The organism is Pedobacter gandavensis, assembly GCF_032678745.1.
Lineage (GTDB): Bacteria > Bacteroidota > Bacteroidia > Sphingobacteriales > Sphingobacteriaceae > Pedobacter > Pedobacter gandavensis_C.
The window spans coordinates 430,293-446,978 of record NZ_JAVTST010000002.1 but is presented as its reverse complement, the minus strand read 5'-3'; the positions used below and the strand labels follow the sequence as shown (position 1 = coordinate 446,978).

The following is a 16,686-nucleotide window of genomic DNA, read 5'->3' as shown; positions in this document are numbered from 1 at the left end:
TTGTATTGTTGATGTTAAAGGTTTTTAATTCATGGTGTTACAAAAAATGAAAGGAGGTTTTACTGCATGCTTAAGAAGTTCCGTAATGATAAATATAAGAATGACCTAACCACTCATGTAGGTGATTTCCTGGAATCGTTACTTAATGATGTCCCTATTTCGGCAATAGGTGGGAATGATTTCTTGCCCATAAGCGGTACAGGATCAGGATTAAAGGATTGCTCTGCTGTAATGGGGAGTACCCATGATCAGGCAAATCCTCACAAAGCATAAACATTTTTGGAGATTTTGTGTTGTCTTCATAATCCTGTTTTGTGATTGATAACGCTTTCTTATACTTGCCATACGTATTGGTTATTGGATTTGATGAGTTCGACAAGAACATAAAAGGAATAGCACCGACATCAAATTTTAAATATAAAATCAATACTATGGAAACACAAATTTTAGGAAACATCAGAAAGACAGTTAAATATTGGTATTTACTGGGCTTATTAGGACTTGCTTTAATTTTAGTAGGGATCTGGGTGTTTATGACGCCTTTACAGTCTTACATTACCCTTTCTATGTTGTTCGCGGTAACTTTTCTCTTTACCGGGATCATGGAACTGGTATATGCGATATCCAATCGTAAGTCGCTGGACAATTGGGGATGGTCGCTGGCTGGTGGTATCGTCGATTTATTAATCGGTATTATGTTGGTCACAAATCCACAGATCTCTTTATTGGTGCTTCCATTTTATGTTGGTTTTGCTATTTTATTCCGTTCTATTATGGCCATAGGTTGGTCAATAGAACTTAAAAAACAAAAGGTGTTGAGCTGGGGTAGCTTACTGGGAATTGGTATTGTGGGCTTGATTTTCTCGTTCATCATGCTTTGGAACCCAATTTTCGCAGGGATGACCATTGTTTTCTATACTGCAGCTTCATTTATTGTGATCGGGATTTTTCAGGTTTACCTTTCTTTGAGATTGAGAAAACTTAAAGATTAATCAGGATATAAAGAATGACATTATAGGCTTTGCTATAAAAATTAAGGGATAATCGAATGATTATCCCTTACGATTATATATGCTCTGCTAAGAGCATGTGGGGGAAAACAATAGTAAATTAGTATTTATAGCGGGAATTAAAATACGGTAAATTCGGTTATAAATACGGTTTTTTAAAAGAGGTAAATACAGCGTATTCTGCTGTTAATCGATTAAAAATACGCAGCAAAAAATATCAGTAAGCGGCTTTAATCTTTGGCAAAGCATTAATTTTTTGATAACATTGTATCGCTCTTGTGATTTATGGTGTTTTTGTCGGGTAATACTTTCATGAGCAGAGCTAAATAATTGCTTTTTCATGAACTTGTTGTGCATAATTTTATTGTCTCTCTCCATTGTCAATAGCCTGACATTGATTTTTAAAACCGGGAATCAGCTCCTAAAGAATAAAATGCTAGGCATCTCCCTGCTTTGCTATAACATTTCTTTACTGGTTTATTTTCTCTGGATAGATACCGGCTTTATTATAGACCAGCCACATTTATTACGATCCTTAAGCCCTCTAATCTATCTGAATGGCCCTTTCTTTTATTTTTATATCAGAAATTCCCTCAGTAACAGGTCTGGATTAAAAAAGTACGATTACCTTCATTTTCTTCCTGCTGTACTTCATTTGATAGATTTAATTCCGTTTTACCTATTGCCGGTAGCGGAAAAACAAGTCGTCGCCAAAATGATATTTCATAATAAAGATTTATTGAATTACATCGGCTCAGGGTTTACGCCGATCTCCTTTCATTATCTTTTTAGATTGGTACTCCAATTAGGATATCTCATGTATAGTGTTTACCTGGTCGGTAAGTTGCAGCCTCAGTTCCTGAAATCAATTCATAAAACGCAATTGAAAAACTGGTTGTTCATTTCGCTATTCGTGATGGGAACGATCATCATCAGCAATTTCTGCTTTATGTTATTTACCTATTTCGGGGAAAATCAGGATCAATATTCCGGGCCTAAATTTATCTGCTCCCTGATCGCTTTTCTGGGGATCCTATTCCTCAATGCTTACATTAATTTTAAACCGGAGCTGGTGCATGGATACCAGATGGAGGTTGTTCCTGAAAGCCTAAGCAATGAAGTTCAGGTAGCGCCGGAATTGCAACAACAGGAACGGAAAATAGAAAATCCGCAATTGCAGGAGCCTGTAGAATTAGAAATTAAAGACGCAGATGGCTGGATAGAAAAGCTCAGATTTGCACTCGAAGAGGAGCAGGTTTTCCTTAATAAGGGGATCACCATCATTGATCTCGCGAAAAATATTGCCATTCCTCCCAAGGTTTTATCAGTATTGATTAACCGGAAATTTAAGACGAACTTCAGTGAGCTGATCAATAACTATAGGGTTGATTATGCTAAAGAGTTGCTTGATCAGCATATTTTGGATCGATATTCTATAGAAGGACTGGCCTCAATGGTCGGTTTTAATTCTAGAATCACTTTCTTTAACGCCTTTAAAAAGAAAGTAGGAATAAGTCCGAAAGAATATTCTAAAAACCAGGTAACTGTTATTGATTCAGGGTTTTAGGGGTGTTTTTGTTGTCTTTTTTGCGAACTCTCCTCAGGCTATGTTGTTTCGATTTCCTCTTTTGAAACAACCATTGGTTGTATCTTACTTTTAATTTGTGGTATTTCGCTTCATCAATAAAGAGCTAGCAATTTGCTTTACCCTCTGCTCAGGATTGCATTATAAGATTTAACAAGATATTTTAATACGCTCAATCAGGGCGGCCGGAGTTTTTCGGCCGCTTGTTTTTTTTAGAAATATCTGCCTTTGCAGGCTATATAAAAATGTTGATTCCAAAAAAAACAGGTTGAGAAAATTGATCTCAACCTGTTTTTTTGTATAAATTCCATCTTATTTTTGTACGAATTCAGTGTTTGCAGTTAAAGCAACTTCTTCACCTAACATTGCTGAACCATATTTAGTACCAAATTTAAAGTCAGCTCTTTTGATCGTTCCTGTTACTTTAAAACCAGCAGTAGGTTTTTTAGACATTGGGTTAGTAGTTAATCCTCTTAATACTGCATCTAAAGTAACTACTTTAGTTACACCGTGGAAAGTAAGGTTACCAGTAACTTTGTATTTATTACCACCAACTTTTTTCACTGAAGTGCTTTTGAAAGTTAATGTTGGAAATTTAGCTGCATCAAAGAAATCTTCACCTTTTAAATGCTCATCTCTCTGGCCATTGTCTGTATTTACAGAGTTTACATCTGCAGTTAAAGTAATCACAGCATCAGAAAAATCTGGTTTCGAAGAAACGATGGTAGATTGGAAGTTTTTGAAAGATCCTTCTACATCAGAAATCATCATGTGAGTGATTTCAAAACCTATTTTAGAGTGAGATGGGTCAATTTCCCAAGTCGTTTGTGCATTAGATTTGAAAGAAAAAAGGGTAGTACCTAAGACTACAACAGCTAAGATTAATCTTTTCATTGTTTTATTTTTTGAAGGGTTTTTAAATATTTCCGACAAAGGAAGGGATTAAATGCAGGATTGATCTTGACCTATGGTAAGAAAAACAAAAAGAATAAAACGACTGCAGTTATTTCTTTGTGAATTTATCGGCAATCAGGTTTAAATTGATCCCATGTTCCAGGTAGGCTTTTAATCCATCCAGAACGGTTGTAAAACCGCCACTAGCGCCATTAATTTCTTTAAGCAATTCATCACCTGTGGTCTGGAACCCACATTGTTTGATGGTGACATATGTAGTTTCCGATCCTGTTTCCTCGAATAGGAAATCTACGGTGGTAGAATATTGATCCCATTCTACAGAGATCTTTTCATTGGGTATGATCTCTTTGACCAGAACCGAACTGGATACATTATACATTTCCCATTCCCAGGTTACGCTTTTTCCGGTTTCCAAATGGCCACTGCCTTTGGTAAACCAAAAGTTTTTGGTGATTTCCGGATCAATAAATGCCTCAAAAACGGTAGCTACAGGTTTTCTGATCAACATTTGTGCTTCTACAAAAGCTATATTAGTTTTCATATGATTTGATATTAAAAAAATAGAATTTAAAGTTTACAATAAGCCTCTTTTCCCCAGCATAGGTTTTATATTCGGTTGATGGCCACGGAAATTAACGAACATCTTGTTCAGGTCTTCGGTATTCCCTCTTGATAAAATCATGTCGCGGAAACGTTGACCGTTGGCTCTGGTCAAGCCCCCGTTTTCTTCAAACCAGGAATAAGCATCATTTTCTAGCATGGAAGTCCAGGAGTAGGCATAGTATCCTGCCGCATAACCATTGCTCCAGATGTGTAAGAAATAACTGGAACGGTAACGTGGAGGTACTTCAAACAGGTCTAGCTTTGTTTTCTTTAAGGCATTGGTTTCAAATTGGTCTACATCTTGTAAAGGCGAACCAGGTGCCAAAGTATGCCATTGCAGGTCTAGCTCTGCAGCAGCCAATGCTTCTGTAAATTCGTAGCCCTGGTTAAAGCTGCTTGCTTTTTTAATCTTATCCAGCAATTGCTGTGGCATTGCTTGTCCGGTTTTATAATGCAAGGCATAATGCTTTAAGATTTTAGGATCTGTAGCCCAGTGTTCATTAAACTGGGACGGGAATTCTACATAATCGCGAGCCACATTGGTGCCAGAAAGGCTAACATATTGCTGATCCGCAAAAAGCCCATGCAAGCCATGTCCAAATTCATGAAATAAGGTGATGACATCATCAAAGCTGATTAATGCAGGTTCACCAGGTTTTGGTTTAGTGAAATTGCAGACGTTGTAAATGACCGGTATGGTACCTAGTTTTTTGGATTGTGGTACGAGATTGTCCATCCAGGCACCACCATTTTTATTATCGCGTTTGTAATAATCGGTGTAAAATAATCCCAGCTGACTACCATCCTTATCCATCACATCAAATACTCGGACATCTTTCTGGTAAACGGGAAGGTCTTTCCGCTCTTTGAAAGTGATTCCATACAATTGGGTTGCCGCATAAAATACTCCCTTCTCTAATACGGTATCCAGCTGAAAGTAAGGTTTGATCTCATTTTCATCCAGGTCGTATTTTGCCTTGCGTACCTGCTCTGAATAGAAATTCCAATCCCATGGCGCCAATTTGAAACCACCTTTTTGCTGGTCAATCACTGCCTGAATGTCTTTTGCCTCAGCTTTGGCTTTTGCAGTGGAAGCTGGAACCAGCTGACTAAAGAAAGTCGCTACCGCTTCCGGAGTTTTCGCCATTTGGTCTTGTAATTTCCAGCTGGCATAGTTTTTAAAACCTAATAGCTGCGCTTGTAAGCCACGGATTTGTGCAATTCTGGAAATGATTTTGCGTGTATCATTGGCATCGCCTTTCTCTGCACGGGTCCAGGAAGCATTGAATAGTTTTTCCCGCGCAGCACGATCTGCCATACCCGAAAGTGGAGGCTGTTGCGTGGTATTGGCCAGTCCTTTTCCTGCCGCCAATAGTTTGTTGCTGAAACTGGTACTTAAGGTCGACTCTTCTTTATTTAAAGTTCTTAGTTTTTCTTTATCGGCCTCAGAAAGTTTTGCCCCTGATAATTCAAATCGCTGATAATAATAATCCAGTAACTTTTTGGATTCCGGATCTAGTTTTAGCTGCTCACCCTGCTGATGAACGGCTGCGACACGTTCAAATAATCGGGTGTTCAGGTATATTGCATCATTGTTTGCGGTTAGTTTCGGTGCTTCTTCTTCCTGTATTTTTTGTAATTCAGGATTGGTATTTGCAGCTGTCAGTAAATTGAAAACGCGATTTACGCGGCCCAATAACTGGCCACTATTTTCAATTGCGATGATGGTATTGTCGAAGGTTGCAGCCTCAGGATTGTCGATGATTTTTTGTATTTCCGCCATTTGCTGCTGCATTCCTGCTTCAATCGCTGGTTGAAAATCGCTGTCTTTGATCTTATCAAATGCCGGGGCCTGAAATGGAAGTTTGCTGGCCTCAAAAAACGGATTCGAGGAATTGAAATCTTCGCTGCCCGCTGTGGTTTTCTTTTGAGACTGATTACAAGCACCAGTGATGGCAAACATGGCCAGTAATGGGAGGTAAGCTATTCGTTTCATAGTTTTATAAGATGGTTTTATAAATAAAAATAAGGTTTTATAGGAGATGTAAGCTATCCTGATCTGAAATTTTCGGAGACATCTAATTCAGGACTGTTTTCTAATCAGGACTCTGATAGATAAAGTATTATAAAACTAGCCTTTATTTTTATAATTTCGTTCTGGGGATCTAAACGTAATGTTGGAATATAAAATACTCAGTGATCGGGAATTGACCAGCCTGCTCAGAGTAGGTGATAAATACGCCTATGCTGAGATTTATAACCGTCACAAAAATTTGCTTCAAAATCATTTGTATAAGAAATTAGGGGATCTGGAAGTGGTGAAAGATGTTTTACAAGATCTGTTTGTGAAACTCTGGGACAATAAATCGGAGATGCCCCTCACGGACAACTTGCCAGGATACCTGTTTTCCGCCGCCAGGAATCGTGTTTTTAATCATTTGTCGCATAAACAGGTAGAGTCTAAATACATCAGTTCCATCCAGACTTTCATCAACGAAGACAATTATATCACTGATCAACAGATCCGAGAAAAAGAGTTCTCCCAGATTATCCGCAGGGAGATTGAAGCATTGCCACCTAAAATGAAGGAGGTGTTTATCTTAAGCCGTGATGGTCATTATTCTCATGAGGAAATTGCGAAACAACTGCAGATTTCCCCTCAAACCGTCTCTAAGCAAATCAGTAATGCACTCAAAATTCTAAGAGTCAAATTGGGCATTCTATTCTATTTGCTATAAAAAGAGAAAATATTTTTATTTCGTATACCTGTTAGGGTAGCCTTTAACTGTCATAGTATAAATGGAGAAAATTCCTGAGTACTTATGCAAAAAGAAGAGGTGACCAATTTATTAAAGAGATATCTGGCAGGGAATTGCTCAGATCAGGAGCGTGGGCTATTGGAAACCTGGTACCTAAAACAGGAGGAAAAGGACTTACCGGAGCTTCCTCAGGAAATCAAAGACAAGCAATTAGATGACATTTGGATTTTTCTTTCGAATAGAGTAGAGCTACCAGTAGCTGAAGAAAGCGCACCATTGCCTCAGAAAATATGGAAGTTTGGGTGGCCAAAGCTGGCAGCAGCGGCAATTATGCTGATCGCATTGAGTATTGGTTTTCATTTTTATAATGCGCCTGATAAAGTCATTTCAGCTCCAAATCAAAACATTAGTCAGCGGGTAAAATCAGCAAACAACAGCGCCATGCTGACACTTGCCGATGGTCGTACAATTTCGCTGTCCGAAGCGCAGAATGGGGAAATCGCTGAACAAGCAGGAGTAACCATTACTAAAATGAAAGATGGACAATTGGTTTATAAAGGAGAAGCAAAAGCAAGTGCTTTTAATAAGATTGCTACACCTAAAGGCGGGCAATACCAGATCAGTTTACCTGATGGAACAAAAGTCTGGCTCAATGCAGCTTCATCTTTAAGTTATCCCGCAGCATTTACAGGAGCTAAACGAGAGGTCAGACTCCTTGGTGAAGCCTATTTTGAGGTAGCCAAAAACAAGAAAATGCCATTTGTAGTGTATACAGAAGGGCAGGAAGTGATGGTTTTAGGGACTCATTTTAACGTCAATGCTTATGAGGATGAAGTAGAGACAAAGACAAGCCTTTTAGAGGGTAGTGTAAAAGTAAGATTGGTTAACTCGGCTGCATCAGCAGTCCTTAAACCCGGTCAGCAAGCCGTTTTTGAATCCAACAAACTGGACGTACTTGCAATAGATGTGGCGGAAGCTATCGCCTGGAAAGAAGGACGTTTCCTGTTTCAGGAGGAGGATATCAGATCGATCATGAGAAAGATTGCAAGGTGGTATGATGTGGATGTAGTTTATGCTCCTCATGTCAGTATGAATAAAATTGGAGGTCGAATTTCCCGGGACACCCCCCTCAGTGCCGTACTAAAAATGCTTTCGAGTACGGATAAATTTAATTTTAAAGTCGAAGGAAGGAGGGTTACAGTTATGCCTTAAATTCTACTATCTAAAGGCCTGTAACAAAAAACCAGAAGCGTTGAAGCCGCTCCTGGCTGATTAAGTTTTTACAGGTACCCATTGCATAAAACACGAACGTATTATAAATGACCAGGAACGAGGGTCACAGCATTGCTATGCCTCGTTCATAAAAAACCAACTAAACCAAATGTATGAATTTATAACCTTTAATTCCTACGGCTTTCGCCGTATGAAATGCAAAATATTATTGACAATGAAACTTACGGTACTGTTGTTAATGTCCTGTTTACTACAGGTGAGTGCTGCGGGTTTTGCTCAGAATAAAATCAGTATTTCGCAGAAAAGTGCCTCCTTGAGGAAAGTCCTGAATGAAATTTCCCGACAAAGTGGCTTTGACCTGGTCTTTGTTTCTGATGCGCTGAAACAAGCAAGACCAGTAGATATTAATGTGAAAGAGGTGAGTCTGGATGACGCATTGAAACACATCTTTAAAAACCAACCGCTGATCGCATATGCCATTGAAGGGAAGAGTGTGATTGTGAAAGATAAAAAGATCAGCCCAATGATGCTAAATCAATGGAATTCTGCTGCCGAAATAGAAGTAAAAGGAAAAGTTTTGGATGAAACGGGACAAGGTGTTCCGGGAGCAACGGTAAAAGTGAAGGGCAGTGGACAAGGGGCGGTAACAGATCCCAACGGACAGTTTCTTTTGAAAGGGCTGGATGAAAATGCAATCTTAGTCATTTCTTACCTGGGTTATATTACTCAGGAAGTGCAAGTAAACGGCCAAAAGCAAATTACGGTGAAGCTGCTGGTTAATTTAGGATTGCTAAATGAAGTGGTTGTAGTTGGTTATGGTACGCAAAAGAAAGTAAACCTGACTGGTGCCATATCCGTAGTAAAAGGTGATGAATTAGAAAACAGACCGGTAGGCAATGCTACACAGAGTTTACAGGGATTGGCTCCCGGATTAAATGTATCGGTTGCAGGAAACACTAAACCCGGACAAAGTTTCAATGTCAACATCAGAGGTGCTGGAAATCTAAGTGGAAGTGATGGTGCTTTTGTATTGGTTGATGGAATGGCCATGTCTTTGTCGGATGTAAATCCTAATGACATCGAATCTATTTCCGTATTAAAAGATGCTGCAGCCTCTGCAATTTATGGGGCCAGAGCGCCTTATGGGGTGATTTTGGTGACTACAAAAAAAGGAGTAGCAGATCGTACCAGTATCACATATTCCAATAATGTGGGTTTAACCTCGCCACTGTTGCTGCCACAAATGGCCAATTCTTATGATTTTGCGACCTTTTTTAATAGCGCAACCTTTAATGCTACAGGAAGCAAGCAATATTCTGATGAAAAATTGGCTTTGTTGCAACAGTATATCAAGGATCCTACAGGAATGAACATCTTTCCTGAAGCCAATGATAATTTTTACTCTAACTGGGAGAATACCGCTAATGGGGTAGCCAATACCGATTGGTTTGCCTTTCATTATAAGCCTTATGCAGTACGTCAGTCGCACAACGTAAGTGCGAGTGGAGGAAATAAAAATACACAGTTTTTTGTTTCAGGGGCCTATTACAATGAGGGTGGCAGTATGCGTTATGCGGATGTCAATTACGATAGATATAATCTGAATGCCAACATCAATACGCAATTGGCAAGTTGGGTAAAACTGAAATTGAATACCAAATTCACGCAGTCTACTTATAAATCTCCATTCAGCGCATTTGAAAATTTATTCTTTCATAATCTGGCCAGGATGAGACCGAATGTTTCTCCTTACGACCTGAATGGGAATTTCTCGGAGATGTCTAACGTTCCTTACCTGCAATCTGGTTCCAGCGATGTGACCAAGGAAAGAACGCTGGCGATTTTGCCGGGTCTGGAATTGGAACCGGTTAAAAACTGGAAGATCATGGCTGATTTTAACCTCCTGAAGAAAGACATCAATCAGGATATTTTAAAATTACCAGGTCAGATTTATGGAATTGATGGGACCCCTAAATTTGTAAACAGATCTGAGTATAATATTCCATTGCTGGGTGGTTATGAGCGTAACGTAAGAGGGACCAATTACTTTTCACCAAACGTTTACACCTCTTATAATTTCAGCCTGAATGAAGACCATAATTTTTCGGCCATGTTGGGTTTTCAACAGGAATTGAATGAGTTTAGCAGGCTTTCTTCTTCCGTTCAGGATTTGATTAGCCCTACCAGACCTGGTCTTTCCTTGGCTACAGGTAACCAAACGACTACTGAAGAACGTACGCATTGGGGCACACAGGGCTTTTTTGGTAGGTTCAACTACAATTACAAAAGTAAATATCTGGTAGAGATCAATGGCAGATACGATGGTTCTTCCCGCTTTGCATCAGGTAGCAGATGGGGATTTTTCCCTTCATTCTCCCTAGGCTACAACATCGCTCAGGAGGAGTTTATGGAGCCGCTAAAGGATCATATCAGCATGCTTAAACTTCGTGGATCATATGGTTTCTTAGGAAATCAATCTGGTGCAGGGCTATATTCTTATGCACAGACCATGAAAATTGTGGTTCCTGGTCCATCGGGAACAGGTGGACCCTGGTATTTTCAAAATGGTAGAGAAGGATACATAAAAGCACCAGACCCTTTTAATCCGGAAATTTCCTGGGAAAAGGTACAGAATGGGAATATCGGACTGGACTTTGAAGCCCTAAAAGGCAGGCTTTCTGGTAGTATCGATGTTTATCAAAGAAGTACGAAAGACATGTTAGGCCCCTCGTTGGATGTTGCCGATATGTTTGGCGGGATACCTCCGAAAAGTAATAATGCCAACCTGAGAACAAGGGGATGGGAACTGTCATTCAATTGGCGCGATAAGCTTGAGAATGGCATTCAATACACGCTGGGAGTGATGTTGTCGGATAATAAATCGGTAGTCACGAAATACCAGAATCCGACAAATAGTAATCCTGGCGGTGCCTGGTATGAAGGTAAAAAAGTGGGCGAAATCTGGGGATACCGTGCTTCAGGCCTAATTCAGACGGCAGAAGAAGCTGCGGCTTTTAACAAGCTGAACCATTCCTTCCTTTCTCCGGTGAATTGGGTGCCTGGAGATGTGAATTACCTGGACCTGAATGGTGATGGGAAAATCAACAATGGAAATAATGTACTGGGCGATATGGGGGATAGAACTATTATCGGGAATACTACTCCTAGATATGCTTACTCTTTTAATGGGTCGATTCAATGGAAAGGGATTTCCGTTTCAGCTTTATTCCAGGGCATTGGAAAAAGAGATTATGCACCGGGAGATGGGGATGTTTATTTCTGGGGAGCAGGAGCTTTAGCTCAGGTAACCGTATTTAAACAACATCTGGACTATTGGACACCACAAAATACTGACGCTTATTATCCGAATCCATATGCTGCTCCAGCAGGTTCTATCGGAACTTTTAAGAGTAAAACCCAACAGGTTTCCGATAGATATATGCAAAGTGCCGCTTATTTAAGATTGAAAAATGCAACGATCAGTTATTCACTACCAGAACAATGGATCAAAAAGGTAAAACTCAGTAAGGTGAATGTATTTGTGACCGGTGAGAACCTATTTACGATCACTAAGCTGGCTAAAATGCTGGATCCGGAAACCATTCTTGGCGATGTCGAAGCTGGGAAAATTTACCCTTTGAGTAGGGTATATGCAATAGGTGTAAATATTGGTTTATAAAAAGAGAAGAAAATGAAAAAGAATTTAAATATATGTGTTGTACTAGGCTTGCTGTTTGTCTTTTCTGCTTGTAAGAAAGGCTTTCTTGATCTTGAACCGCTCGATACCTTAATTACCACCAATAGTCTCGCTTCTACCAATGAATTGAGAATGTATATGAATCAATTTTATCAGGGAGCGCAGCTGAATCAGGGAACGGATATTTATCCGGAATCTTTCCCGCTGCAGCCCGGAGCCGTAGGTGGTGCAGGAATAGCCTTTAATGATGCTGGAACTGATAACATGGTTTTCTCGGCTGTAAATACCCGCACAACTGGGCTGTTTTCCTTGAGTGCTGCACCTTCAATTAAGGAATATGTGGCGGTAAGGAACCTGAATTATTTCTTTGAAAACTTTAAAAATGCAAAAGGAAGTTCTGTAGAGAACAATAAGTTTTTAGGGGAAGCGAGGTTCTTCAGGGCTTACTACTATTTTGCAATGTTGAAAAGAATCGGTCCGGTAACCTGGGTGAACAAGGTCTTGCCGGGTGAGAAAGAGGTAATGGAAGTGCCAAGAGCATCCAGAACTTTAATCGTAGATTCTGTACTGGCTGATTTAGATCAGGCAGTGGCTTTACTGCCAGCGGCAAACAATAGCGCCAGTATGCGCCTCCATAAAGATGTGGCATTGGCTTTTAAGTCGAGGGTGGCCTTATACGAAGCGACCTGGGAAAAATACCATAAGGCTAAAAACGATCCATTTTTCAGCAAAGACATCAGCCCGGAAAAGATTCAGAGTTATTTTGAACAGGCGCGTGATGCTGCATCGGCTGTGATGACCGGTGGTAAATGGTCTGTTTATACCACTGGTAAACCTTTGGAGGATTATGGAAACCTGTTTATTACCACAGATCTATCTGCAAATTCAGAAGTGCTGTTTTGGAAAAAATACAATGCCAATGATAATATTGCCCATAGTGTGAGTAAATACACTTCTACAGGAGGAGCCGATCTGGGCTTAACCTTATCCCTCGTGGATGATTATTTAACCAGAGATGGAAGGCCATTTGTTGGTACTGAACGTGCAGATGCACAAAAAGTATATGCCAAAGAGTTGAGCCCTGTATTGAGGGATCCACGACTAGGACAAACAGTAGCCCTTCCTGCAAAACCTTTAAAACCGGCAGTAGTGGTTCCGGGGTATCCGCCGATCAATCAGACTGGCTTTAATAAAAGTACAACAGGTTATCCGCTCTATAAGTTCCTGGAATATAACAATGCCGCTGCGGTTTCCGACGATTTTAAAAGTGTAGCTCCAGCAATTATTTTCCGCTACGCAGAAGTACTGTTAAACTATGCGGAGGCAGTTGCCGAACTAGGAGGGGATCCGGGCTCCATCGCAAATGCGCTAAACCCATTGAGAATCCGTGCTGGAATGCCTGCTGTGGATTTCAATAGAGAGTATAATACCGATGCTGCTTATCCTTTCCGCAACCTGAGCAATGTAATCCAGGCGGTAAGAAGAGAGCGAAGAGTAGAATTGGCCGCTGAAGGGATGCGTTTGGATGACATCATGCGTTGGGCAGCAGCAGGAGAGTTGCTAATTGGGAAACGCCAGTTAGGGACGCTTTTTGTGGGTAGTGATATGACCAGCCAGAATGTTGCCGGTGGATTTTACAGCGCTTCATTGTTGTATTATGATACTGCGCCAAGCGGTAAATCAGTAAATCTTTACCTGAATGGTAACCCTGGCGATGCACAGCGCTATATCGATCCTTATAAAAGTGTGCTGCCTAATGGTTCCGGATTTAATCCACAGAGAGACTATTTATTGCCAATTCAACAGCGAATGATTCAGTTAACTGCAGGTCAGTGGGTTCAAAATCCAGGATGGTAATCACCTATAAATCAAAAGAAATGAAGACAATTAGTTATAAATTGAAAATACTGTTATTAGTTATGTTCATCGGTCTGAGCTTTTCCTGTAAGAAGGAACATAACTCGCCAAAACCTCAACCTAGTCCTTTTTCCGCAAGTATAGAGGGAGCGCCTGCCACGATTCCTGCTGCGGGTGGGAAAATAGATATCCTGATTACTGCAGGTACCGATGGCTGGTGGATCACCAGTCCGCAGATAAATTGGTTAACCATTACCAGGATGTATGGTTCCGGAGATTTTAAACTTCCGGTTACTGTAAAAGAAAATACAAGTGGCGTAGCGAGAGTCATTTCTATAAAAGTAAACCCTACCTTTAACCTTCCGGCAGTTACTTTTAATATTACCCAGGATAAATAAACCTTTCAGGCGGTAGGTTAGACCGCCTGAATTTTAAACCTTAACACCAAAAAATGAGAAAAATTTCTTTGTTATTTTTACTGCTCTGCGGACACTTGACCTATGCCCAGCAACAGCCCAACATTATCATTATTGTTTCTGATGACCATGCCTTTCAATCTATAGGTGCCTATGGTAGCAAGTTGATGAAGACACCGGCAATCGATAGAATTGCCAAAGAAGGGGTACGCTTCGATAAAGGATACGTGACGAATTCAATTTGTGGCCCTAGTCGCGCAGTAATTTTAACCGGTAAATACAGTCACAAAAATGGTTTTAAAGACAATGAAAACTCCAAATTTGATGGGAGTCAGGATTCCTTTGTAAAGCAGCTGAGAAATGGGGGCTACCAAACTGCCTGGATCGGAAAATGGCATTTGGAAACTACTCCGCAGGGATTTGACCATTGGCAGGTATTGCCAGATCAGGGGCAGTACTATAACCCGGATTTCCTGATGCAGGATGGTTCGAAGAAAAGGTATGATGGTTACGTCACCAATGTGGTAGAAGATGTAGCAGAAGAATGGCTGGACAAACGTGACCAGTCGAAACCTTTTTGTCTGGTAATTGGTCATAAGGCTACCCACCGTGTGTGGTTGCCGGATACTACCGATATGGGCATGTTCGATAAGGTTACTTTCCCTTTGCCACATAACTTCTACGACGATTATAAAACCCGTGAGGCCGCGAAAATTCAGGATATGAGTATCGCTAAAACAATGGTGATGGGCTATGATTTGAAAATGTTCGGATCAACAGCAGCAGCAGATAGAGAAGGTTCTGTGAAACGAATGAATCCCGCGCAAAGGGCAAAGTTTGATGCCTATTATCAGCCAATTGAGGCGGATTTGAAGGCAAAGAATTTAAGCGGTAATGCATTGACGGAGTGGAAATACCAACACTATATGCGCGATTACCTGAGTACTGCAGCTTCTTTAGACCGCAATATTGGTAGAACACTGGATTACCTGGATAAACAAGGCTTAACTAAGAATACCATCGTTATTTATATGTCCGACCAGGGTTTTTATCTTGGAGAACATGGCTGGTTCGACAAAAGGTTCATCTATGAAGAGTCTTTCCGCACCCCAATGGTAATGCGTTACCCTGGCGTAATAAAACCAGGCTCTGTATCAAAAGATTTTGTGATGAACCTGGATATTGCACCAACCATGCTGGATGCTGCGGGAATTGCCATCCCAAAAGATATACAAGGGAAATCAATGCTCCCTCAGTTAAAGGACAAAAAGGTAGCAGGTAGAAAGGTGATGTTTTACCATTATTACGAAAATGGAGAACATAGTGTATCGCCGCATTTTGGAATCAGAGACAGCAGGTATAAGTTGATCCGTTTTTATAAACGTGTGAACAGCTGGGAGCTTTTTGATCTGAAGACAGACCCTAATGAGTTGAATAACCTATATGGGAAACCAGGTTATGAAAAGGTGACTGCTCAAATGAAAAAGGAATTAGATCAGCAGATTGCAAATTATGAAGATCAGGATGCTGCAGCTATTTTAGCTAAAGGGCTTTAAGCCGGATGTAATCATGATGATTAAAAACCCGGGTTGCATTAGGAGCAACCCGGGTTTTTGATTTATTAGTGTCGTTGGTTGACACCTGATTTGGTCGGTTTCTCTATTTTGAAAAAGTTGTTATGGATGCTTTTAAGGACTAAGGTTAGGCAGGTTCCTGCTACAAAAGGAAAGGTCAGTAAGGTGAAATTATAGGTTGCCATTAACCAGGCCACAAACAAGGCTAATATTACCGATACTAAGACCCAGAATCCATCCATCACTTTCGTTCCCGCAAAAACGATCGCACACAAGACTGCATTGTAACTACCGAGTCCCATGGCAATACTTTCCTGAGGATTCAAGGATAAGCAACTTGAAATCGCAGCTGCAAATACAGCGGCGGTCATCGCATATAATGCGGAAATTGGGGAGCTGATAAATACAGCAATGAAAAATAACAATCCGGCAATGGTACCTCCCTGAAAAATCACTTGTCCGAAACCACGGAAAGCATGGGCGAAATCCTGGTTTAACTGTGTTTCCATTGTTAAAACATCAGAAGGAGCGACAGGGTACACCTGATGGAAAATATAGAGCAAGATCCAGGTCACGAATACAAAGGGAAAGGTAAAAACCGGGATTTTTTTGACAATGAAAAAGTGTTGTAGCATCGTGGCTAAAATTGCACCGATCACAATCGCAATCCAGATGACTGCAACCGACTGGAAATAAAAAGGCAAGGCTACACCAACTAATGCTGCGCTGAATCCATAAAGGCCACTCTCGATTTCTTCCTCCTTATATTTTAGAACTTTTGCTGTGATGGTTCCACATAATGTGGCCAGAATAGCACCTATTCCCATTTGCAGGGAACCACAAAAGATACCAGCTAAAAACAAGAGGCCTGTCCAGGCATTTTCCTGTAACATGATTTGTCCAATTCCTTTTAAAACAGGATCGAGTAATGGAACTTTTTGTAGGGTTGATTTCATAGGGCGTAATTTAAAAACTTAGCTGGATACTTGAATTGTAACATTAAACTTAGCAATAAAAACAAAGTGATTTCACTTATA

Annotated in this window: 13 protein-coding genes; 9 read left to right on the top strand and 4 right to left on the bottom strand. The window is 40.4% G+C overall.

What is annotated here, in order from left to right; genetic code table 11:
* The first annotated feature begins 66 nt into the window (after positions 1 to 66).
* The 3 genes from R2S10_RS09605 to R2S10_RS09595 all read left to right on the top strand — a co-directional run bounded on the left by R2S10_RS09605 (position 67) and on the right by R2S10_RS09595 (position 2,577).
* A complete protein-coding gene (locus R2S10_RS09605; protein ID WP_316840230.1) occupies positions 67 to 273 on the top strand; it encodes a hypothetical protein in 207 nt (68 codons plus the stop codon).
* Positions 274 to 431: 158 nt separating this feature from the next.
* Positions 432 to 992 carry an HdeD family acid-resistance protein gene (locus R2S10_RS09600; RefSeq protein WP_316840229.1) on the top strand — a complete coding sequence of 187 codons (561 nt, stop codon included), beginning with the start codon at positions 432 to 434 and terminating at the stop codon, positions 990 to 992.
* A 451-nt stretch (positions 993 to 1,443) separates the two neighbouring features.
* A complete protein-coding gene (locus R2S10_RS09595) occupies positions 1,444 to 2,577 on the top strand; it encodes an AraC family transcriptional regulator (RefSeq protein WP_316840228.1) in 1,134 nt (377 codons plus the stop codon).
* A 330-nt stretch (positions 2,578 to 2,907) separates the two neighbouring features.
* On the opposite strand, the gene R2S10_RS09590 is transcribed toward R2S10_RS09595, so the two are convergent.
* From R2S10_RS09590 to R2S10_RS09580, 3 genes are all read right to left on the bottom strand, one after another.
* Positions 2,908 to 3,489: a YceI family protein gene (locus R2S10_RS09590; protein WP_316840227.1), complete on the bottom strand. Its 582-nt coding sequence runs from the start codon at positions 3,487 to 3,489 to the stop codon at positions 2,908 to 2,910.
* Positions 3,490 to 3,598: 109 nt separating this feature from the next.
* On the bottom strand, positions 3,599 to 4,051 hold the full coding sequence (locus R2S10_RS09585) for an SRPBCC family protein (RefSeq protein ID WP_316840226.1): 453 nt from the start codon (positions 4,049 to 4,051) through the stop codon (positions 3,599 to 3,601).
* A 33-nt stretch (positions 4,052 to 4,084) separates the two neighbouring features.
* A complete protein-coding gene (locus R2S10_RS09580; protein WP_316840225.1) occupies positions 4,085 to 6,109 on the bottom strand; it encodes a M3 family metallopeptidase in 2,025 nt (674 codons plus the stop codon).
* Between the two features lie 178 nt (positions 6,110 to 6,287).
* Between R2S10_RS09580 and R2S10_RS09575 the strand changes: the two genes are divergently transcribed.
* From R2S10_RS09575 to R2S10_RS09550, 6 genes are all read left to right on the top strand, one after another.
* Positions 6,288 to 6,851, top strand: coding sequence for an RNA polymerase sigma-70 factor (locus tag R2S10_RS09575; RefSeq protein WP_316840224.1), 564 nt, complete (start codon positions 6,288 to 6,290; stop codon positions 6,849 to 6,851).
* Between the two features lie 84 nt (positions 6,852 to 6,935).
* Positions 6,936 to 8,084 (top strand): FecR family protein, encoded by a 1,149-nt coding sequence (locus tag R2S10_RS09570; RefSeq protein WP_316840223.1) that lies wholly within the window; start codon positions 6,936 to 6,938, stop codon positions 8,082 to 8,084.
* 235 nt (positions 8,085 to 8,319) lie between these two features.
* Positions 8,320 to 11,784: a TonB-dependent receptor gene (locus R2S10_RS09565; RefSeq protein ID WP_316840222.1), complete on the top strand. Its 3,465-nt coding sequence runs from the start codon at positions 8,320 to 8,322 to the stop codon at positions 11,782 to 11,784.
* A gap of 12 nt (positions 11,785 to 11,796) precedes the next feature.
* Positions 11,797 to 13,659, top strand: a complete 1,863-nt coding sequence (locus R2S10_RS09560) for a RagB/SusD family nutrient uptake outer membrane protein (protein ID WP_316840221.1) — start codon at positions 11,797 to 11,799, stop codon at positions 13,657 to 13,659.
* Positions 13,660 to 13,679: 20 nt separating this feature from the next.
* Positions 13,680 to 14,057 (top strand): BACON domain-containing protein, encoded by a 378-nt coding sequence (locus R2S10_RS09555; RefSeq protein WP_316840220.1) that lies wholly within the window; start codon positions 13,680 to 13,682, stop codon positions 14,055 to 14,057.
* Between the two features lie 53 nt (positions 14,058 to 14,110).
* Positions 14,111 to 15,631, top strand: a complete 1,521-nt coding sequence (locus R2S10_RS09550; RefSeq protein ID WP_316840219.1) for a sulfatase — start codon at positions 14,111 to 14,113, stop codon at positions 15,629 to 15,631.
* Positions 15,632 to 15,696: 65 nt separating this feature from the next.
* Here the strand turns inward: R2S10_RS09550 and R2S10_RS09545 are convergent, their stop codons facing one another.
* Positions 15,697 to 16,605: an urea transporter gene (locus R2S10_RS09545; RefSeq protein WP_316840218.1), complete on the bottom strand. Its 909-nt coding sequence runs from the start codon at positions 16,603 to 16,605 to the stop codon at positions 15,697 to 15,699.
* Between the last annotated feature and the right edge of the window lie 81 nt (positions 16,606 to 16,686).